This is a genomic window from Spirosoma sp. SC4-14 (assembly GCF_037201965.1).
Lineage (GTDB): Bacteria > Bacteroidota > Bacteroidia > Cytophagales > Spirosomataceae > Spirosoma.
The window spans coordinates 4,218,640-4,240,112 of record NZ_CP147518.1 but is presented as its reverse complement, the minus strand read 5'-3'; the positions used below and the strand labels follow the sequence as shown (position 1 = coordinate 4,240,112).

Here is a 21,473-nt window from a genome sequence, read left to right as displayed (position 1 = left end):
GTGTAGACTGAAAAGTGAAGAATAATTTAACTGGTGCGGAGCTATTCTTCACTTTTCAGTCTACACTCTTCACTAAAAAAACACAAACCTTATGACTCATCAAACGACCTGTTGCTATTGTGGTGTTGGCTGTGGTATCGTCGTCAAACGGGAGCTGAATGGGCTATTGACCGTCGAGGGCGATAAGCAGCATCCGTCAAATCGGGGAATGCTATGCTCGAAGGGGATGAATCTGCACTACACGGTTATCGACCAGTCGGATCGGTTGCTCTATCCGCAGATGCGGCTCAACCGGTCGATGCCCAGGCAGCGGGTGAGTTGGGATACAGCTCTGGAGCGAACGGCGGCTGTTTTTAAAACGTTAATTCAGAAATACGGTCCTGATTCCGTTGCGTTTTATGTGTCGGGGCAGTGTTTGACGGAGGAATATTATCTGGTTAATAAGCTGATCAAAGGATTTATTGGCTCCAACAATATCGATACCAACTCGCGGTTGTGCATGAGTTCGGCAGTAGTAGGGTATAAACTGTCGCTGGGCGAAGATTCGGTGCCGGTTTGTTATGACGATATTGAGGAGGCCGACGTCTTTTATGTGCAGGGAGCCAACCCGGCCTGGTGTCATCCAATTCTGTGGCGTCGCATCGAAGCGCATAAAGCGGCTAATCCGTACGTAAAAATCATCTGTGTCGATCCGCGTCGAACCGATACGGCGCGGTCGGCTGATCTGCATCTGCCCATTCGCCCCGGCACCGATATTGTGTTGAATAATGCCATTGGTCGGTTATTGATCGAAAATGACTTGATCGACAACGAATTTATCACCAATCATGCCGACGGGTTTAGTGCTTATCGGGAGCAGGTGTTGCAACGGTCGCTATCTGAAGCCGCCGAATGCTGTGGCATCAGCACTAATGCTATCGTTCAGGCGGCAAACTGGATTGGCCAGTCAAAAGGGTTTCTGTCACTCTGGACAATGGGCCTGAATCAATCGGTGATTGGTGTCAATAAAAACCTGTCGCTGATCAATCTGCACCTGATTACGGGGCGGATCGGTAAACCCGGCAATGGGCCCTTTTCGCTCACGGGCCAGCCCAATGCAATGGGTGGACGTGAGGTGGGGGGACTGGCCAATAGTTTGCCTGCCCATCGCGACGTGACGAATGCAGTTCACCGGGCTGAGGTCGAAGCGTTCTGGCAGGGGCCGGTGAAAATTGCTGATAAGCCCGGCCTGACGGCAACGGAACTGGTTGACGCCTTAGCCAGCGACAAACTAAAAGCCATCTGGATTATCAATACCAATCCAATGGTGAGTATGCCCGATGCCAATGCGGCTGAAAAAGCATTGAAAAAGGCCCGGTTTGTGGTAGTTCAGGATGTGTCGAACCGAGCCGATACGGTGCCTTTTGCCGATGTGGTGTTGCCCGCAGCGGCCTGGCTCGAAAAAGAAGGAACCATGACCAATGCCGAACGCCGGATTGCCTATCTGCCTAAGGTGCTCGACGCACCCGGCGAAGCCCTGCCCGATGCTGAAATTATCTGGCGTTTTGCCCGGAAAATGGGCTTTGGTGATTCGTTCAACTATACCCGCTCGGCTGAGGTTTATCAGGAGTATACGCAGCTTACGGCCGGTACAAACGTCGATGTAACGGGTGTTAGCTACGAGCTGCTGAAGCAGAAACGAACCATTCAATGGCCTTTTCCGGCGAACCAGGAGCCGCAAACAGCAACTGGTAACAATACGCCCACCGGCACAAAGCGGTTGTTTACCGACCATCAGTTTTATACCGCCAATCGGCGGGCACAGATTCATGCCGTGCCCGATGGTAATGCATCAGAACCTACCGACGAGGATTTTCCGCTGGTGCTGACCACGGGCCGTATTCGCGACCAGTGGCATACGATGACCAAAACCGGTCGGGTAGGGAAGCTGAACCAGCATAGCCCACAACCCTTGCTGCACATCCATCCGGCCGATGCTCAGGAGCGGGGCATTCGCGATGGACAACTGGTGATTGTGCGCGGTCGTCGGGGCGAAGTGCGAGTGAAGGCACAGGTAACGGATGATGTTCGACCCGGGTTATGTTTTCTGCCGATGCACTGGGGAAAAATGCTGCAAAGCAATCTTAATCGAGCCAACAATTTGACTAATTCGCTGGTCGATCCGCGGTCGAAAGAACCCGATTTTAAGTTTGCGGCCGTTGACGTGGAAGTGTACCGTAAACCGGTGGAGAAAATCATTGTCATTGGTGCCGGATCGGCTGGTTTGGGCTTCATCAATGCGTATCGGGCATTGAATAGCACCGACGAAATTCACGTTTTCTCCAGCGAAATATACCCCTTCTATAATCGAGTATTGTTGCCCGACTACATCAGTGGTGAACAGTCGTGGGAACAACTGGTGAAACTGCGGGAAGACCAGTTTGGTGAGGCCAATATCATAGTTCATAAAGGCGTCAGCATCGAACACATTGACCGGAAAGCCAACGTTGTGATCGACAGCAATGGCATCGAGCACAGTTACGACAAACTCTTGCTGGGAACCGGCAGCCGGGCCTTTATGCCGAAAGGAGTACCGCGGTTGCCCGGTATTTTTAATATGCGGTCGCGGCTCGATGCCGATGCGCTGATGCCGTTTCTGAAACCGTCCGACGAGCAAGCCGAACCCCAGGCTGTGATTGTGGGTGGAGGGTTGCTGGGGCTGGAACTGGCTGCTTCGCTTCGGCAAATCGGGGTGCGGGTTACGGTCATTCAGCGGGGAGGGCGGTTTATGGAACGGCAGCTCGATCCACTCGCCAGCGAACTACTTTACCTCGAACTGTTGGATCGGGGTATCGATATGTATTTCAATGAAGAAGTACAGACGTTTATCGGAACCGAACAACTGGAAGGCGTACAGTTAAATTCGGGCCTCAAGCTCCCGTGTCAGGTTGTTGTAATGGCCATTGGTACAGTACCCAATACTGGGCTGGCCCAGGAGTCTGGCCTGACCTGCAATCGGGGAGTAGTGGTGAACGATTATCTGCAAACCTCCGATCCCGCTATTTTTGCCGCTGGCGAACTCGCGCAATGGAATGGGCAAATGTGGGGTATTACACTAGCCGCCGAACAGCAGGCCGAAACGGCCGCCCGCTTTATTGCTGGCGATATTTCGCAACCGTACCGGGGTAGCTTGTCCATAAACATTCTGAAAATGGAAGGACTGCATCTGTGTAGTCTTGGCTTGGCCGAAATACCGACTGGTGGCGTGGGATATGAAGAGATTATTTTTGTCGACAAAGCCAAACGCTACTATAAAAAATGCATTGTTCAGGGCGATAAACTGGTGGGGGCTATTCTGGTTGGCGATAAAAACGAGTTTCAGGAGTTTCGGGAACTGATTGCCAACGGCATCGAATTGTCGGATAAGCGTCTTCAACTCCTTCGGGCCAACAAAAAAGTAGACCCGGTGGCGGGTAAACTGGTTTGTTCCTGTAATTCAGTAGGGCAGGGGAACCTGGAGAAAGCCATTGCGGCCGGTTGTACCGATTTCCAGAAACTATGCCAGCAAACCGGTGCCGGAACGGGCTGTGGTTCCTGCCGCCCGGAAGTACGTAGCATTTTGGATGCAAAGTCGTTGGTAATGATGAATGATGAATGATAAATTATTTTTTGTAAATCATTCATCATTCATCATTCATCATTCATCATTCATCATTCATCATTCATCATTCATCATTCATCATTCATCATTCATCATTCATCATTAAAATTTCGTGCGTGATTATTATACCCTAAAAATCAACGTGCCTGCCGGTATTGTTGCGCCGGGGGCATTGCAGCAGGTGCTGTCGCTGGCTTACGATGCGGGTGTACGGACGGTGCGGTTTGGCGCACGTCAGCAGTTGCTCATGACGGTTCATTATGAAGATATGCGGTTTCTGGAAAAAGACCTGAAAGCACACCAGATTGCTTACGAGGTCAATACCGACCAGTTTCCGAATATTATCAGTTCGTATTGTGGTGAAGATGTGTTTCGGACGGGTGCCTGGCTGCGCGAGAGTGAATACCACACTGTGCTCGACCAGTTCGATTATCAGCCCCGGCTAAAGGTGAACCTGTCCGACTCGAATCAGAGTTTTACCCCCTTTTTTACCGGAAATCTCAACTTTATTGCTTCCCCCGAACCGCATTTCTGGTATTTATATATTCGTCCGAAACAAAGCAACACGCTTTTTCGATGGCCAGAGCTGATTTATACCAACGATGTTGGGCGGCTGGCTAAAGCCGTTGAAGAGGTAATGGCCGATGTGCAGCAGGAAGATGAGCTTTATCGGGCCGTCGCTACCAACCGGAGGTTTATTACCCAACCCGCCAGGCAGGAGGTCGAGTTGCCAGAATTTTCGTTGCCGTACTACGAAGGATTCAATCGCTATGGTCAGCGGTCGTGGCTGGGATTATACCGTCGCGACGAGCAATTTTCGATTGCGTTTCTGCTCGATGTGTGCGCGCTTTGCCTTAAGACCCGCATTGGTGAATTGTGTGTAACGCCATGGAAGTCGCTCATTATCAAAGGAATCGGAGAGAAAGATCGTGTGGCCTGGTCGTATGTATTAGGAAAGCACAGTATTAATGTTCGGCATGCCGCCAATGAACTGGCCTGGCAAACGGAAGATCATACCGACGAAGGAACCCGACTGAAAAACTACATCATCCGCAATTTTGAGAAAAACGATACCCGCACGTTTGGCCTTTGCTTTGGTATTCAGACACGACCAAAATCGGAAGTCTTTGGATCGGTGCTGATTCGGCAGCGGCCGTTGCTTCAGATCGGACAACTGGCACTACTGAGTGTGTATGATGTGTACTATACGGAAAATTTTAACCCCAATAGCCGGACTTATCATCTGTTCGAAAAGGGGTTGTTTAAACTTCATGTACCGAATCAGATCAACCGTTTATGCCGCCAGTTCAGTACCCGACGTTTGCAGGAAGGTGCCGACGTTGTACGTCTGGAGCCAGAGAAGACCGAGGTGACTACCGAGCTACCGGTGCGGGTGCTTCAGTGTCCGCACTGCTTTACCGTATATGATGAGCAGTATGGCGATTCGCTAAACGATATACCGGCCGGAACGCCATTTCAGAAATTACCGTCCGACTACACCTGCCCAACCTGCGATACGCCTAAAGCCGAAATGCGGGAAATGGAAATGGAGCACAGGGTGCAATCATAACAACCTGTGCTCCATTTAATTATAATCCTGCAACTTTAACCACCCACACCGGCTGGTCGCTGAGTTGCTGGCGGACTTTTTCGGGGATTGTAACCGTTAAGCCGCCTGCTGTTTGCATTGCTTTAAGCGATTGTGTCGAGCCCAGAATGGTCACTTTGGCTTTTGGCGCGAGTTTTAGCGTAGGAATAGTCAGGCTGGCGGGAAGTTGTTGTTCCGAATCGCCGGGCAGGTAAGATGCATAGGTAGCTTTGCCATTGGTACTATATGCCCATTGACCCTGCCGGTAGGGAGCCAGCGGTTTGGTGTCGTAAATCGATTCGCCATTTACGGCCATCCATTTGCCAATTTCCTGCAAACGCCCGTAGGCTTCTTCGTGCCACTCGCCATCGGGTCCGGGAGCAATGTTGAGAAGCAGGTTCCCGTTTTTAGCAACAATATCGACCAGCGTCTGTACCAGTTTGCGGGCCGGTTTGAAATTTTCCTTTGGTATATACGACCAGCTATCGCCCATGGTCAGGCAGGTTTCCCACGGAATGGGCATATAATGATCCGGGATTTGCTGCTCAGGCGTTACGTAGTTTTCAAACTCGCCCGATACCGTACGGTCGACAACCAGCAGGCCGGGCTGATGCTGACGGGCCATGCCGGCAATGCGCGCCATGTTGATGTCCTGGCTGTAGGGAATAGTACGCTGCCAGCTAACCGTCGAATCGATTGTGCTGGCCGGACGCACCCAGCCACCATCGAGCCACAGAATATCGACAGTGCCATAGCCGGTCATCAACTCTTCGATCTGGTTATAGGTGAAGTCCGAGAATTTCTTCCAGTTTTCGGGGTATTTTTTCGGGTCGTAGCTAACGTTCCGGTCTTTGGGTGGGAAGTAGGGCCACCAGTAATACTCGGTATGCCAGTCGGGTTTCGAAAAATAAGTACCGACCATAAAGCCCTGTTGCCGAAAGGCTTGCAGGATCTCTTTAGTCACGTTGCTGCGTGGGTTTTTCGAGAAGGGTGTTTTGGTGTCAGTAATCTTGTAGTCAGTCTGTTTGGTATCGAACATGCAAAAGCCATCGTGGTGCTTTGTCGTGAAGATCATGTACTTCATACCTGCCTGTTTGGCGGCACTGGCCCATCGCTCGGGGTTGAATTTGACAGGATTAAAGGTTGTTTGCAGGTTTTCGTACGCCTTTTTGTATTCGTACCAGTTGGCCGAATAGGGGCCTTTGCGTTCGCACCAGCCTTCGTCTTCGGGGCAGAGCGACCAGGATTCGACAATGCCCCATTCACTATAGGTTCCCCAGTGCATCAGCAGTCCGAATTTGATATGTTGCCAGCTCTGAAGTTTTTGCCTGACCTGTTCGTCTTTGGGCCAGACATACTTGTTGTGGTTTTGTTCGGAGTGTTGCTGGGCCAAAACCGGTACACTAAGCAGCATACCGAGGGCCAGACGAAGAAATACAGATTTCATCGAATAAATTGAGCGATTAGTTGAGCATTGCTGCTTAAATAAAAAGCAATGCCGGGAATGGTATTTCCCGGCAAGTTGCGCAATTTTTCCCTCCTCTCCGAATCCTCACGCTATTGCATCACTAACGTATAAGTTTGTCCTGCCTGAGTCATAAAATCATACACCTGCGTCGTCGTCGACTGCGCTGCTGCCACCGGTTCTCCCTGGAAAAGCGGATTTGGATTGGTACCGCTGGCTGTTTTTAGGGCAAAATTTCCGGAGGCTTTCAGGGTATTGGGCACTCGAAGGCGGCAGTTGCCACCAACCGTCGACCGAATCACCACTTTGCTTACCTTGCCATCCTGCCAGTTGAGTTCAACAAGTTCGAACCCACCACGCGCCCGCAATCCTTTCACCTGGCCGGTTTTCCACTGATCGGGGAGGGCGGCCAGCAGCCAGATGTCGGTCAGGTGGCTCTGGAGCAGCATCTCACTCATGCCGGCAATGCCACCAAAGTTGCCATCGATCTGGAACGGAGGGTGCGCACAAAACATGTTTGGGTAGGTGCCGCCGGCATTGCTATAGTTGGTGCCTTCCATGCCCGTTAGTTTCAGCAATTCGCGCAGGAGTTTATAAGCATGGTTACCGTCGTTGAGTCGTGCCCAGAAGTTGATTTTCCAGGCTTTGCTCCAGCCGGTTCCCTCATCACCCCGAAGTTCGAGGGTTTTGCGGGCTGCGGCAGCCAGTTCGGGTGTTGTCAGCGGAGCAATCTGCCGACCCGGATGCAGCGCAAACAAATGCGAAACGTGTCTGTGCAGGGGTTCTACTTCATCGAAATCCTTATACCATTCCTGTAAATTTCCTTTTTTGCCGATGTGAAATGGGTAGAGTTTTGCTTTCTGCTCAGTAATCAATTTTCGAAACTCAGCGTCGGTGTCGAGAGCCGCAGACGCTTCGATAACGTTAGTAAACAGGTCGCGGATAATACCCATATCCATTGTCGTTGCTATCGATACTTCCCCTTTTTTGCCATTGGGTAGCACAAACACATTTTCGGGAGTAGTTGAAGGAGCCGTTACCAGATGCCCGTCGCCATCGGGAATCAGCCATTCGGAGCAGAACTGTGCTGCCCCTTTCATGAGCGGATAGGCCGTTTCGCGCAGGAACGTTTTGTCGCCCGTATAGCGGTAATGCTCGTAGAGATGCTGACTTAGCCAGGCTCCCCCCATCGCCCAGTTCGCCCAAAGTGGGCTTCCTTTTCCAAAATCACCGACCGGGTTTGATTCGGCCCAGATGTCGGTATTGTGGTGGGCTGTCCAGCCGCCCAGTCCGTAGAAATTTTTAGCGGTACCTTTTCCCGTACTGGCCACATCCTTAATTAGCTCGAACAGCGGCCGGTGAAATTCTGACAGATTCCCAACCTCGGCAGGCCAGTAGTTCATTTCAGTATTGATGTTGATGGTATAGTTGCTGCTCCAGGGTGGACGAACGTGGTTGTTCCAGATGCCCTGCAAATTGGCGGCTGTAGCTGTTGGGCGGGAGCAGGAAATAAGCAGATACCGGCCAAACTGGTAATATAAACGTTCCAGGTCGGTGTCATTGCCTCCGGTCGAATACGCCTGCAGGCGCTCGTCGGTAGCCAGCGACGGGTTTGCTGAAGGCGCTTTGCCATCGTTTAGACGGAGCGATACGCGGTTGAAATAACGATGATAATCGGATTGGTGAGCCTGTTTTAAGGCCGCGAAAGATTTTCGGGCGGCTGCGTTCAGATACCCATTCACGAGTTTTATCTCGTCTTTACCCTCTTTGTCGGGGCATTTGTCGAAGCCGTTGAAGCTGGTAGCGGCCGAGAGTAGCAGTACCACATGGGTTGCCTTGCTCACGTGTAGCCCCGCCGTGTCGGTCGTTACGGTACCATCGCTCGGTAGTGCCCGAATGCGCAACGCAAACCGCATACCGTTGCACTGGCTGCGATCGTCGTAGATGACCGGTTGCGGATTGTAATTGACATAGTTTGGATCGGTATGGGCCGGGGCTTTTCCGTTGAAACCAATTTCGCGACTACCGAACGCGTGTTTTGTATAGTGAAGCGGACTCGTAGCCGACGCATCGAAGGTAAGCCGACCGGGCTTGTCGGCACTTAGCCGGACAACAATAACCTGGTCGGGGGCCGACACAAAAACCTCACGCGTGTAGGTAACGCCATCGACCGTAAAGCGGGTTGTTGCCGTAGCATCCGAAATGTTCAGATCGCGGGAGTAGTGGGTGGGTTGCCCATTGAACGGTTGCCGAATGACCAGGTCGCCCAGCGGTTCGTAGGATTCGGTATAGCGCCCCTGCATCTTTTTCGTGAGCGACGTAGCCAGTTCATAATCGCCGTCGAATAGTGCTTTCCGGATTTTCGGGAGGTAGGTTGGCGCGTCGGGGTTCGGATTGGGTTTGACTGGTCCGCCCGACCAGAGCGTACTTTCGTTAAGCTGGAGAAGCTCTTCATTGGTTTTTCCGAAAATCATAACGCCCAAACGGCCATTGCCAACAGGCAGGGCTTCGTTCCAGTTGCGGGCCGGTTGTTTATACCAGAGTTTGAGCGGTTGGGCCATCAGTGAAAGCGGCCCACAAAGGGAGTAAAAAAGCAAAAAGGAGAAAAAACGCATTGGTTTAGCAGAAAAGAGCGAACGTATCGCCGATGCGGAATTAAACAGTGTTCTGTGAAATTTCAATATTATGTTTTTACTAACGTGTCGGTTTGGTTAAGCATCAGTTGGACTGGTTTCTGTGCACAAAAAACTACGTTTCAGTAAAAAGCTCATAAAGGTATAGTACACTACTTCGCAGAAATACTCGTTTTTCAAAATAATACGTGTTATGATTTGGTGAAAAATAGCGCAATTTGCTTTATAAAGTATTGATAATCAGTACATATTAAGATAATACACTACTCATACTTTTGCGGGAAATTACTTGAGCAATACTAACCTGCAAAAGCGTATGAAGCTTTTTTTACCGTCTTCAACGTCACTAACCCGTCCAATGCGACTGCTGGTGGTGACGTTTTTGTTTACTGCGGTGCCAATTCTGGCAGCTTTGGCACAAACCGTGTCGGGGCGGGTCACCTCGGCCGACGATAATCAGCCGCTCCCAGGGGTTTCTATTATCGTAAAAGGCACTACGGCTGGTACAACTACCCGTGCCGATGGTACTTACTCGCTGAATGTGCCTGCCAACGGAACGCTGACATTTTCGTTTATCGGTTATCAGTCGCAGGAGATTGCTGTAGGAAACCGCACTACTCTTGATGTGATTATGACCGTTGGCGAATCGACGCTGAACGAGGTGGTTGTAACCGCCCTCGGGATTAAAAAGGATATTCGCCAAACGGGCGTTGCCATCCAGTCGGTCGATGGATCACAACTGCTGAAAGCCCGCGAACCGAACCCGATCAACTCCCTGACGGGTAAAGTGGCCGGATTGACAATTGGGGCTTCGTCGGAACTATTGGGCCGCCCGAACATTTCATTACGGGGTAATTCGGACGTATTGTTTGTGGTCGATGGGGTGCCTATTACGTCGGATACCTGGAACATCAGCGCCGACGATATTGAAACCTATACGGTCCTGAAAGGGGCTTCGGCTTCGGCGCTTTATGGGTTTCGGGGGAAAAACGGAGCCATTCTGATCACGACCAAACGGGGAACGAAGGATAAACGAGGCTTCTCGGTTGAAGTGAACACCAGCCAGATGTTCGACAATGGCTTTCTGGCCATTCCTAAAGTGCAGGACGAATATGGCCCCGGCGACCACGGTGTCTATGCGTTTGGCGACGGGAAAGGAAATGGGTTGAACGATGGCGATTACGACATCTGGGGACCGGCCCTGAATGGTCAGTTGATTCCGCAATACGACAGTCCGGTGTTGCCGGGGCAGACATTCACGACCACATTCCCGAATGGCAAAACATTTACCAGCGACCGTCAGCCAACGCCGTTTGTGCCACGCGGGAAGGATAACCTGCGTCGGTTTATTCAGACGGGTATTCTGTCGAACAACAACGTGTCGGTAGGGGCTACGGGCGAGAAATACGATATGCGTTTTTCGATGTCGTACAACTACCAGCGCGGTCTGGTGCCAAACACAAAACTGAACGTTGCGAATTTTAACATCACGGGCGGCTATAACTTCTCACCAAAACTACGATTCGAATCGAGCCTGAACTACAACCGGCAGTTTACGCCAAACTTTCCCGACGTAAACTACGGTCCTAATTCGCTGATCTATAATATTATTGCCTGGGGTGGTGCCGACTGGAATATCGACGACATGAAGCAGATCTGGCAGCCTGGTAAAGAAGGTATCCAGCAGATTTATGCCGAATACCAGCGCTACAACAACCCCTGGTTCATGGCAAAATACTGGCTTCGTGGTCACTATAACAATAACATCTACGGCTATACGTCGCTGAAATATCAACTGGCAGATGGCATACAGTTAACTGGCAAAACCCAGTTGACGACCTATAACTTGCTTCGCACCGAGAAATTCCCGTATTCGGCCACAACCTACGGCCGCGAAGAAACACGGGGCGACTACCGCGAAGATCGCCGGGCGTTGTTCGATAACATCAATCAGGTGCTGCTTCAGTTCAATAGAAAAGTAACGCCTGCACTGACCATTAACGCACTGGTTGGTGGCGAAGCCCGGATTTTTAATTACAACTCCAACTTCACGAGCACGAACTACCTGAACGTACCGGGCGTGTATAATTTCGCAAACTCGTCGAATGCCTTAATTGCCAGTAATTTCCAGGCCGATATGCGGGTGCTGTCGGCTTATTATTCGGCCGACTTTACCTATCGCGATTATGTAACGCTGACGGCGACGGGCCGGATGGATAAACTGTCGACGCTGCCGAAAGGAAACAACGCCTATTTCTATCCGTCGGTAGCGATGAGTACGGTGCTGTCGGATTACATCAACATCCCGACTAGTCTGGGAATTTCGTTCCTGAAAGTACGGGCGTCCTATGCGAACGTAAAAGACGGTCTGACCCAATCGACTATTGGTTCTACGCCGGGAGCATCCTATCCACTGGGCTATGGTGTCGATTATAATTCGTCATACGGTGGTCCAACCTATCAGAACTCGGCGGTATATACCTTACCGCTTGTCTACAACAACAAACCGGCTGCCTACTACACCAACACTCTGAACAATCCGAATCTGAAGCCCAATTCAACCTCGCAAACAGAAGTTGGTTTGGACATTCGTTTCCTGAACAACCGGCTGGCGCTGGACGGAGCTTACTACGTCAGCAACGACGGTCCACGTATCTTCACCCTGCCTTCGTCGGAAGCAACCGGTTATACGGGTCGATTGGTAAACGGGATCATGACGCAGAAAAAAGGGGGTGAAATCTCGCTGACCGGTCAGGCGCTTCGGACGGCCAAAGGGTTCAACTGGGATGTGGTAGCCAATTATTCGACCTATACCGAACGGCTGAAAGAAGTATATCCCGAAGGGGGCATCAATACCCTGGCGTCGAGTTACTTTGTCGGTAGCAGCAGCGGCTCGCGCTACATCAACATTGGCGACCGGACCGATGGTTTCTACGGGGGCGCGTTTGTTCGGACTCCCGATGGGCAGTTGATCAACGATTCGGGCGGACGGCCAATTGTAAACCCGGTAGCCCAGTTTCTGGGTTATGTGAACCCGAAATTCGTTTGGGGCATCAACAACCGGTTTAGCTACAAAAATATCAATTTCAGCTTCCAGTTCGACGGTCGCGTAGGCGGTGTCATTGGCGACTATGTTCGTCAGAAAACCTTCCAGGGCGGGCGGAATATCGAAACTGTTCAGGGCGCTTATGGCGAAGCACGTAAGAACGACGTGCAGGCTATTAAGTCGTATGTCGGCTCAGGCGTTGTGCTGAACGGTGGTACGATCAACTACGATGTAAACGGAAACGTACTGAACTACAGTGAGTTGGCTTATGCGCCAAATACAACCCAAACCTACCTTCAGGATTACATCAGCCGGGTGTACGGACAGGCAGAATCATTTCTGATGAGCCGGAGCTATGCTAAACTGCGGGAGGTGATTATTGGCTATACATTGCCCCAAACGGCCCTGCGTCGACTGGGTGTAAAACAGGCCAGTGTATCGCTGGTAGGTCGTAACCTGCTCTACTTTGCCAAATACAAAGACATCGATCTCGACCAGTATCTGACGGGCGGTATTTCGGGCCTTCAAACGCCCACAACCCGCCGGTATGGTATCAACCTGAATCTGGTATTCTAAAATCTGTCATTGGTTATTTGTCATTGGCCATTTGTTTTATTCTACTGTCCAATGACAAATAACCAATGCCCATTGACTTTAACATCATGAAACGTCACTATATTTTTCTTCCGCTTTTGTTGCTGGGTCTGCTGCTGACCAGCTGCGAAAAGCCTTTCGATCAGCTCGAACAGGACCCAAACCGACCTACAAGTGCACCGGCATCGCTGGTTTTTAATGGTATATTGAACGATATGTATAGCGTGGCAGGTGGTGGTGCCTGGAACGATGCTCAGCGTTACAACCAGTTCTACGCCAGTAACTATAACTACTACGCCACCAACGAATACTCCTGGACATCGACTGGATTGTATTACACCACCCTGAAGAACGTGGTGAAGATGGAGCAGGAGGCCAAGAAAGCAGGCTTGCCTGATGTGAATGCTTATTCCGCTTTAGGGAAATTCTTCCGGGCGTTCTTCTTCGAGCAGATGACCAAACGTCTGGGCGATGTGCCCATGACGGATGCGTTGCAGGGGCTGGACAATCAGACGCCAACGTACAACACCCAGAAGGAAGTGTATGTACAGATTCTGAAGTGGCTCGATGATGCCAACAGCGACCTGACGACGCTGATCGCCAAAAATGATAATAACCTGACGGGTGATATTTATCTGGGCAATAGCCTCGCCAAATGGCAGAAAGTCGTAAATACCTATAAACTGCGGGTACTGATTAGCCTGTCGAAAAAAGAGTCGGATACGGACCTGAACGTAAAAACCCGTTTTGCGGAGGTGTTGAACAACCCGACGAAATTTCCCATAATGGCGTCGATGGACGATAACCTCCAGTACATCTATAATAACCAGTATAACAAGTATCCGCGTAACCCGGACAATTTCGGTCAGAATGCCACCCGCGAGAACATGGCCGCTACCTATCTGAATACGCTGACGTCGCTGAACGATCCCCGCACGTTTGTGGTGGCCGAACCGGCTACGGCTAAAGTGGCCGCTGGTGTTAAACCAACCGATTTTGCCGCGTTTGTAGGCGCATCGTCGGGCGAAGATCTGGCCGTTATGTCGTCGAATGCCAATCAGGGCGTATATTCGTTTCAGAACCGGAAACACTACTACAGCACCTACACGGCTGAGCCCTACATCATCATTGGTTATCCTGAACTTCAGTTTACCATTGCCGAAGCCATCAACCGGGGCTGGGCTACGGGCAATGCCGAAACCTACTACCAGAACGGTATTCAGGCATCGTGGGGTTTTTATGGACTGAAAGATGGCGACAATACGATATATTTCTCGGCCGATGGTGGCTATAAGGTATTCAATACCTACACGGTTCCGGTAAGTTATGCCGACTATTATGCTCAGCCAGCCGTAAAATACGCAGGCAATACGGCCGATGGACTGAAACAGATTCTGACGCAGAAATACCTGGCCTTTTTCCAGCAGTCGGGTATGGAAGCGTTTTATAACCAGCGCCGGACGGGTGTGCCAACATTTTTGGTTGGCCCCGGAACGGGCAACAGCCAGCGGATTCCGTTGCGGTGGCAGTATCCGGCAACAGAGCGTTCGTATAATACCAAAAATAATACCGCAGCCGTAACAAGCCAATATGGTGGTACCGACGATATTAATGCGGCCATGTGGATTCTGAAATAAGCAATTACTCAATTTTTGATTGGGTAATTCCGGGAAATCGACCGAGAAATGAGGAGGATGCTCAACCAAAGCGCCTTTTAGCATTAGTTTCTGAACGGCCGATTTTCCAGAATTACCCAATCACTCATTTACAACGTTTCTATGAATCGCAGATCACTTTTAAAGTCGGCTTCGCTGCTACCTTTGCTACCGACAGCCCTCGATGCGCCTAAGCCCGTGTCGGCTGCCCGTAACCGTTCCATTCGGTTCGCTTACCTGGGCGACACGCACATTCTGCCAGAGGCTACACCCATGAACGGTGTGGCTAAGTGCTTTCAGCATGTGCAGAACCAGTCCGATAAACCCGCTTTTGTTCTGCACGGTGGCGATGTAATTATGGATGCCCTGAAAGAAGACCGTGCTGCGGTTCAGAAACAGTGGGATGCCTGGCATAGTGTGGTAAAAGCCAATAACTCGCTGCCTATCGAATACTGTATTGGCAATCACGACATCTGGGGGTATGAACAGGCCAAAAGTGATCCGATGTATGGGAAGAAATGGGCAGTCGATCTGATGAAAATTGGCGAACGCTACCGTAGTTTCGACCGCAACGGCTGGCATTTTATTATTCTGGACAGCGTTCAGCTTCAGCCGGAAGGAAAATGGTACACGGGTTTTATCGACCCCGAACAACTGGAGTGGCTGAAAGCCGATCTGGCTAAAACGGGTTCTAAAACACCCGTTCTGGTTCTGTCTCACATCCCAATTTTCAGCCCGACGGCCTTTTTTAGCGAGAATAATGTAAAAAACGGCAACTGGACCATTTCGGGCGGATTGGTATTGTCGAATACCCCCGAGTTGCTGAAGTTGTTTTATCAGTACCCGAATGTGAAAGCGGCCCTGAGTGGCCACATGCATTTATTGGACCGCGTCGACTACAACGGTGTTACGTATCTGTGTAATGGAGCCGTCAGCGGAAACTGGTGGAAAAGCGACATCTATCAGCAAACCAAAGCTGGTTATGCCCTGTTCGACCTCTACGACGATGGTAGTGTTGAGCGAACCTACGTGTCGTATGTGTAGCACTGGGTATGTCATCGTAAACCTAAAAGGTTTTTGAAACCTTTTAGGTTTGTGTTTAGTAAGAGAGCCTCTTTTTACAGATGGAAACCATTAAAAAACTATTCGCCCAGAGTGGCAACGACGCCTACTTTGGCGAACCCGTAACGCAACTGGCCCATGCACTTCAGGCGGCTCAACTGGCGGAGAAAGCTGGGGCCGACGACGAAACTGTTGTTGCGGCTTTCCTGCACGACATTGGCCATTTGCTGCCCGTCGAGTCGGCCGAAGGCTACATGGATGGTTACGGTACGGTCGATCATGAGCGGTTGGGTGCCGATTTTTTGCGGCAACGCGGATTTTCGGAAAAAGTAGCTCAACTGATTGAGCACCACGTTAATGCCAAGCGGTATCTGGTCCATAAAAATCCCGACTATTTTGCCCGATTGTCGGAGGCCAGCCTGATAACCCTTGAGTTTCAGGGTGGGCCAATGTCGGATGAGGAAGCTAAAGCGTTTGAGCAGAACCCCTATTTTCGCGAAATTCTACAGGTACGTGGATGGGACGAGCAGGCTAAAATTCCTGATTTGCCAACGGCTGAGGTGGAATATTATTTGGCAAAATGTGAGCAAGTGCGAAATATTCGCTAGAGTTTATGGATTTTGGGTTGTAGTTTGTCCATTGATTTTGCCTTCTGAATAACAACCAGACATCACAAACTAAGACCTGATGCGTTCTCCTGCTTTTCTTCGGAACCCAACTACCTTCGTCATTTTTGGGGCTACGGCCGCTTTCTGTACCTATGCCTGTATGTATGCCTTTCGTCGGGGCATTACGGCCGTAACGTTTGAGGGCATGACCTTTGCCGGAGTGAGTTATAAAATCTGGCTCGTTACGGCGCAGGTATTCGGCTATGCCGTATCCAAAGGAATCGGCGTAAAAGTAGTTTCCGAAATGTCGCCGGGGCGCCGGGCTATCAATATTCTGCTGTTTGTTGGTATTGCGTTGCTGGCCTTGTTAGGCTTTGCCCTGGTTCCGGCTCCCTGGAATATCGTTTTCCTGTTTCTCAACGGATTGCCGCTGGGGCTGATCTACGGCACTATGCTTGGCTTTCTGGAAGGGCGTCGGCAAACCGATACGCTTGTGGCCGGGCTAACGGCGTCGTTTATTTTTGCCTCTGGATTTGTGAAAACGGTGGCACTGATCATCAAGGCCGATTGGGGAGTGTCGGAGTTCTGGCTCCCGTTCGTGACGGGGAGTTTGTTTGTGGTGCCGATGCTGATTTCCATTTATGCGCTGACTCTTCTGCCTCCGCCTACCGAAGATGACCGAATTCAGCGTACCGAACGCCGACCAATGGATGCCACCGAACGGAGCGCCTTTGTCGGCAATTTTCGGGTGGGGCTTATTTTGCTGATTGCATCCTACGTTTTGTTATCTGCGTTTCGCGACTTTCGCGACAATTTCGGGCCCGAAATCCTGAAAGATGCCGGTGTTGAAAATCCGGGCATCTTTGCCAAAACCGAAACGCTTGTGGCCGTTGGGGTACTAATTATGATGGCCCTGCTTCAGCGCGTAACCAATAATTTTCGGGCATTCACGCTCCTCAATGGTCTCATGCTGGCGGGCGGAGCCATGGTAGGGTTGAGCACTTATGCCTACACATCCGGCACTCTGTCGCCGGGCAACTGGTTTCTGCTGACGGGGCTGGGTCTGTATATGGCTTATGTACCCTGCAACGGTCTCTACTTCGAGCGGTTGATTGCTTCCTTCCGGTATGTCAGTACGGTGGGGTTCATCGTCACCCTTGCCGACTGGTATGGTTATCTGGGCAGTGTGGGTGTGCTGTTATATAAAAACTTCGGTCATGCTAACATCAGCTACCGGGAGTTTTTTATCAACGGAGCCTATATTCTGGCGGTGCTGTATGTTGTGCTGGTTGTGGCTTCCTACATTTATTTTAGAATGCGGTTTCAGCAACAAGCGACTAACCAGATTGCGCAACAGCCATTGCCAACAACGGCCTAACCAATCAAAAGACAATGTTCTGGCAGAATTTCTGAACGGTTTTCCAGCAGAGAACAGATCTGACTTTGTTCAAAAAGACCAGCTAATGTATTTAGAACATATACTGATGGTTTTCTTTGATGATTCATGTTTCTTTGCAGATTATGAAAACTATCTTCCGTCTTTTTGCAGTACTGCTGGCTATTGGCCTGCTGGCTATGACTATGGCCAAGCCTACCCGTGTTGTCTTTTTCGGTGATTCGATCACTCAGGCCGGTGTAAAACCCGGTGGTTACATCGACCGTCTGAAATCTATGCTGCCTGCTGGCCAGTTCGACCTGATTGGTGCCGGTATTGGCGGGAATAAAATTTATGACCTATACCTGCGGATGGACGACGATGTGATTGCCCAGAAGCCCGATGTGGTGGTTATCTGGGTTGGCGTAAACGATGTTTGGCACAAGGCCAGCTCGGGCACCGGCACCGATCCCGACAAGTTTATCCGCTTTTATGAAGCTGTCATTAAAAAATTACAGGCCGCTAATACGCGTATCGTATTGTGTACACCAGCCGCTATCGGTGAAAAAACCGATATGACCAATCAGCAGGATGGCGATCTTAACCAGTATAGCCAGTTTATTCGCAACCTGGCCAAAGAGCACAACCTGCCTTTAGTCGATTTGCGGAAAGCGTTTCTGGAGTATGATCTGAAAAACAATCCCGAAAATAAGGATAAGGGTATTTTAACCACCGACCGGGTCCACCTCAACGATGCCGGTAATCAGTTTGTGGCGGAGCAAATGCAGAAAGTGCTGACCAGTCTGAAATAAGGAGCCGAAAAATAACTTTCTTGTTGAGCCTTAGGTCTGAAATTATGGTATAGGTAGTTGAGTAATCAACAAATGCCGAACATAATTTCAGGATCTAAGGCTTCTTTCATGACAGACTAGTTACGCGTTAGTTTCTGCTATTAAATTTGTTAGCTCTTTAGTGCCAACATTAACGAACAATTACGATTAAACGGTTAATAGAATAGCCTGTCCTCCTATATGCCTAAAACTTCTCTTACCAATTACCAATACAGTACTGTCGATCGCTTTTTGCGATATGTACAGATCGATACGCAATCGGACCCCCAATCATCAACAAATCCAAGTACCGAAAAGCAAAAAAATCTCAGCCGGGTTCTGGTACAGGAATTACAGGAAATGGGCATTGCCGACGTAGAACTCGATGAATGGGGCTACGTGTATGCGACCATACCGGCTAATACCGACAAAGCCACAGTGCCGACCATCTGCTTCTGTTCGCATGTCGATACCTCGCCCGATGTGACGGGTGCGGGTGTTAAGCCAATCATTCATCAGCAATGGAATGGCGCTGATATTGTTCTGCCCGACGATGAAACGCAGATTATCCGGCTTGCCGACCATCCCGATTTGACGAATCAGATTGGAAATGACATCATTACCGCAAGCGGTACAACCTTGCTTGGCGCCGATAACAAAGCGGGCGTAGCCGAAATTATGGATGCAGCTCAGTATCTGCTGACGCACCCTGAGGTGAAACATGGCCGGATTCGGTTGCTATTCACGCCCGACGAAGAGGTGGGACGAGGAACGGAGAAAGTGGATATTGAAAAACTGGGAGCTGATTTTGGGTATACAATTGATGGGGAAGCTCTGGGTACACTCGAAGACGAAACGTTCTCGGCCGATGCCGTAAAAATTACAGTTCAGGGGGTCAGTACGCACCCCGGCTTTGCCAAAGGAAAACTAGAAAATGCACTGAAAATCGTTGCCGATCTGCTGGCGTCATTACCTAAGACCAGTCTATCGCCCGAAACCACGGAAGGGAAGGAGGGATTTGTGCATCCCACCCGTTTTGACGGCAATCAGGATCAGGCCGTACTGGAGTTTATTATTCGTGACTTTACGGAAGTTGGCTTACAGGAAAAAGAACTCTATCTTCAGAATAAACTCAACGATATATTAGCGAATTATCCCGGCTCAACGGCTCAATTGGTTGTAAAGGAACAGTACCGCAACATGAAGCAGGTGCTTGATCAGTATCCCGATGTGGTCGAAAATGCCCTGGAAGCCATTCGGCGCGTGGGACTTTCGGCCGAACGGCGTAGCATTCGGGGTGGTACCGATGGCTCGCGGTTGTCGTTTATGGGCCTGCCCTGCCCGAACATTTTTGCGGGTGAACACGCCTTTCATTCGCGGCTGGAATGGGTTTCGGTACAGGATATGCAAAAAGCGGTAGACGTGATTGTTACGCTGGCGCAAGTTTGGGAAGAGCGCAGTTAGCCAGCCCGATCATTATGTTTGTGGAAAATAAAGAGATCTATGGCTCAGAAAAAGCCGAAATTTTATGTTGTCTGGCGGGGGCGCGAAACAGGTGTGTTCGACTCCTGGGCCGAATGCCAGAAACAGACTGCTGGTTTCGATGGAGCTTTGTTTAAAGCGTTCGACTCAAAACCAGCGGCCGTCAAGGCGTTTAAGGAGAAGCCACACCTACACATTGGGCAGGGTAAAAAGACCGAAGGGGGTAGCCAGAAAATACCCGCACTGATTGGGTCGCCGATTCAGGATAGCCTGGTTGTCGATGCCGCCTGGAACACGGCTACCGGCGATATGGAGTATCAGGGGATTTATCTGGCTACGAAACAAAAGTTGTTTCTGAAAGGACCGTATCCCGATGGAACAAACAACATTGGCGAGTTTCTGGCTATTGTTCATGCACTGGCCCTATTGCATCAGAAAAACAGTAACATACCCGTTTATTCGGACTCCCGAACCGCTATTGGCTGGGTCAAAAACAAGCGGGCGAATACCAAGCTGGAAGAAACATCCCGCAATGCCGAACTATTCGATTTGATCGACCGTGCCGAAAACTGGCTCAAAACCCATAAATATGCCAATCCTATTCTTAAGTGGGAAACAACCGTATGGGGCGAAAATCCCGCCGATTTTGGTCGTAAGTAGGACCGGGATTTTTGTGATTTATGGGACTGACTTTGATTTTGTTTGATTAAAAATGAAAGCGCTTCAAAGAAGCGAAATCAAACAAAATCAAAGTCAGTCCCATAAATCACAAAAATCCCGGTTCAGATGTTCTCCTTCAAACAATTTACAATTCATCAGGACCGTACGGCCATGAAGGTCTGTACGGATGCGTGCGTATTGGGAGCGTATGCCGATGTGTCGGGAGGGCGTATTCTCGACATTGGAACAGGAACGGGGTTGCTGGCGCTGATGGCAGCACAGCGTAATAGGGAGGCCCGTGTCGATGCCGTTGAGGTCGATGCCGCTGCGTTTGGTCAGGCTGTTGAGAATGTTGCGGCCAGTCCGTTTGGCGCGCACGTGGATGTGATCCATCGCCGAATACAGGATTTTGGCGCCGACGGTAAACGCTACGACCGTATTCTAACCAATCCACCGTTTTACACCAACCACCTGCGCTCGCCCGACGCGGCTGTAAATCGGGCCCTGCATACCGATGAATTACCCTTTCAGGAACTGATTGATGCAGTTGTCCGATTGCTTTCGCCGATTGGTCAATGGTGGGTACTGTTGCCTCCCTACGAAACCGAAACGCTTAGTGAGCTGGCACAGAATCAGGGACTTAATCCGTTCAGAACGTTATCATTGCGCCACGATGCACGCAAGCCCATATTTCGATTGATAACGGGCCTCTCATTTCAGCCGTCGGAGCATCAGGAAGAGCAACTGACCATCTACGAACCCGATGGCCGAACCTATACGACGTTTTTCCGTGACCTACTCCGTGATTTTTACCTGATATTCTAAATACCTTTGT

General features: G+C 50.3%; 13 protein-coding genes. 11 read left to right on the top strand and 2 right to left on the bottom strand.

Going from position 1 to position 21,473, the window contains the following annotated elements; genetic code table 11:
- Positions 1-91: 91 nt before the first annotated feature.
- Positions 92-3,637 (top strand): molybdopterin-dependent oxidoreductase, encoded by a 3,546-nt coding sequence (locus WBJ53_RS17400; protein WP_338868386.1) that lies wholly within the window; start codon positions 92-94, stop codon positions 3,635-3,637.
- A 115-nt stretch (positions 3,638-3,752) separates the two neighbouring features.
- Positions 3,753-5,210 (top strand): rubredoxin domain-containing protein, encoded by a 1,458-nt coding sequence (locus WBJ53_RS17395; protein ID WP_338868384.1) that lies wholly within the window; start codon positions 3,753-3,755, stop codon positions 5,208-5,210.
- Between the two features lie 19 nt (positions 5,211-5,229).
- On the opposite strand, the gene WBJ53_RS17390 is transcribed toward WBJ53_RS17395, so the two are convergent.
- Positions 5,230-6,675: an alpha-L-fucosidase gene (locus WBJ53_RS17390; RefSeq protein WP_338868382.1), complete on the bottom strand. Its 1,446-nt coding sequence runs from the start codon at positions 6,673-6,675 to the stop codon at positions 5,230-5,232.
- Positions 6,676-6,785: 110 nt separating this feature from the next.
- Complete coding sequence (locus tag WBJ53_RS17385) at positions 6,786-9,308, bottom strand: glycoside hydrolase family 95 protein (protein ID WP_338868380.1); 2,523 nt, start codon at positions 9,306-9,308, stop codon at positions 6,786-6,788.
- Between the two features lie 376 nt (positions 9,309-9,684).
- Between WBJ53_RS17385 and WBJ53_RS17380 the strand changes: the two genes are divergently transcribed.
- From WBJ53_RS17380 to WBJ53_RS17340, 9 genes are all read left to right on the top strand, one after another.
- A complete protein-coding gene (locus WBJ53_RS17380; RefSeq protein ID WP_338877202.1) occupies positions 9,685-12,948 on the top strand; it encodes a SusC/RagA family TonB-linked outer membrane protein in 3,264 nt (1,087 codons plus the stop codon).
- Between the two features lie 86 nt (positions 12,949-13,034).
- Complete coding sequence (locus WBJ53_RS17375) at positions 13,035-14,603, top strand: SusD/RagB family nutrient-binding outer membrane lipoprotein (RefSeq protein WP_338868378.1); 1,569 nt, start codon at positions 13,035-13,037, stop codon at positions 14,601-14,603.
- 141 nt (positions 14,604-14,744) lie between these two features.
- Positions 14,745-15,665, top strand: coding sequence for a metallophosphoesterase (locus WBJ53_RS17370; protein WP_338868376.1), 921 nt, complete (start codon positions 14,745-14,747; stop codon positions 15,663-15,665).
- Between the two features lie 80 nt (positions 15,666-15,745).
- Positions 15,746-16,291 (top strand): HD domain-containing protein, encoded by a 546-nt coding sequence (locus WBJ53_RS17365; protein ID WP_338868374.1) that lies wholly within the window; start codon positions 15,746-15,748, stop codon positions 16,289-16,291.
- A gap of 79 nt (positions 16,292-16,370) precedes the next feature.
- On the top strand, positions 16,371-17,669 hold the full coding sequence (locus WBJ53_RS17360) for a DUF5690 family protein (RefSeq protein WP_338868372.1): 1,299 nt from the start codon (positions 16,371-16,373) through the stop codon (positions 17,667-17,669).
- Between the two features lie 143 nt (positions 17,670-17,812).
- Positions 17,813-18,478: an SGNH/GDSL hydrolase family protein gene (locus WBJ53_RS17355; RefSeq protein ID WP_338868370.1), complete on the top strand. Its 666-nt coding sequence runs from the start codon at positions 17,813-17,815 to the stop codon at positions 18,476-18,478.
- A 219-nt stretch (positions 18,479-18,697) separates the two neighbouring features.
- Entirely contained in the window at positions 18,698-19,960 is a 1,263-nt protein-coding gene (gene pepT / locus WBJ53_RS17350; RefSeq protein ID WP_338868368.1) for a peptidase T, read from the top strand.
- Between the two features lie 39 nt (positions 19,961-19,999).
- Positions 20,000-20,638: a ribonuclease H family protein gene (locus WBJ53_RS17345; protein ID WP_338868366.1), complete on the top strand. Its 639-nt coding sequence runs from the start codon at positions 20,000-20,002 to the stop codon at positions 20,636-20,638.
- 126 nt (positions 20,639-20,764) lie between these two features.
- Entirely contained in the window at positions 20,765-21,463 is a 699-nt protein-coding gene (locus WBJ53_RS17340) for a methyltransferase (protein WP_338868364.1), read from the top strand.
- The last annotated feature ends 10 nt before the right edge of the window (positions 21,464-21,473 follow it).

Excerpts from the sequence above, each read along its gene's own strand:
- WBJ53_RS17400 (WP_338868386.1), top strand. The coding sequence starts at position 92 with ATGACTCATCAAACGACCTGTTGCTATTGTGGTGTTGGCTGTGGTATC.
- WBJ53_RS17390 (WP_338868382.1), bottom strand. The coding sequence starts at position 6,675 with ATGAAATCTGTATTTCTTCGTCTGGCCCTCGGTATGCTGCTTAGTGTA.
- WBJ53_RS17385 (WP_338868380.1), bottom strand. The coding sequence starts at position 9,308 with ATGCGTTTTTTCTCCTTTTTGCTTTTTTACTCCCTTTGTGGGCCGCTT.
- WBJ53_RS17380 (WP_338877202.1), top strand. The coding sequence starts at position 9,685 with ATGCGACTGCTGGTGGTGACGTTTTTGTTTACTGCGGTGCCAATTCTG.
- WBJ53_RS17375 (WP_338868378.1), top strand. The coding sequence starts at position 13,035 with ATGAAACGTCACTATATTTTTCTTCCGCTTTTGTTGCTGGGTCTGCTG.
- WBJ53_RS17370 (WP_338868376.1), top strand. The coding sequence starts at position 14,745 with ATGAATCGCAGATCACTTTTAAAGTCGGCTTCGCTGCTACCTTTGCTA.
- WBJ53_RS17365 (WP_338868374.1), top strand. The coding sequence starts at position 15,746 with ATGGAAACCATTAAAAAACTATTCGCCCAGAGTGGCAACGACGCCTAC.
- WBJ53_RS17360 (WP_338868372.1), top strand. The coding sequence starts at position 16,371 with ATGCGTTCTCCTGCTTTTCTTCGGAACCCAACTACCTTCGTCATTTTT.
- WBJ53_RS17355 (WP_338868370.1), top strand. The coding sequence starts at position 17,813 with ATGAAAACTATCTTCCGTCTTTTTGCAGTACTGCTGGCTATTGGCCTG.
- pepT (WP_338868368.1), top strand. The coding sequence starts at position 18,698 with ATGCCTAAAACTTCTCTTACCAATTACCAATACAGTACTGTCGATCGC.
- WBJ53_RS17345 (WP_338868366.1), top strand. The coding sequence starts at position 20,000 with ATGGCTCAGAAAAAGCCGAAATTTTATGTTGTCTGGCGGGGGCGCGAA.
- WBJ53_RS17340 (WP_338868364.1), top strand. The coding sequence starts at position 20,765 with ATGTTCTCCTTCAAACAATTTACAATTCATCAGGACCGTACGGCCATG.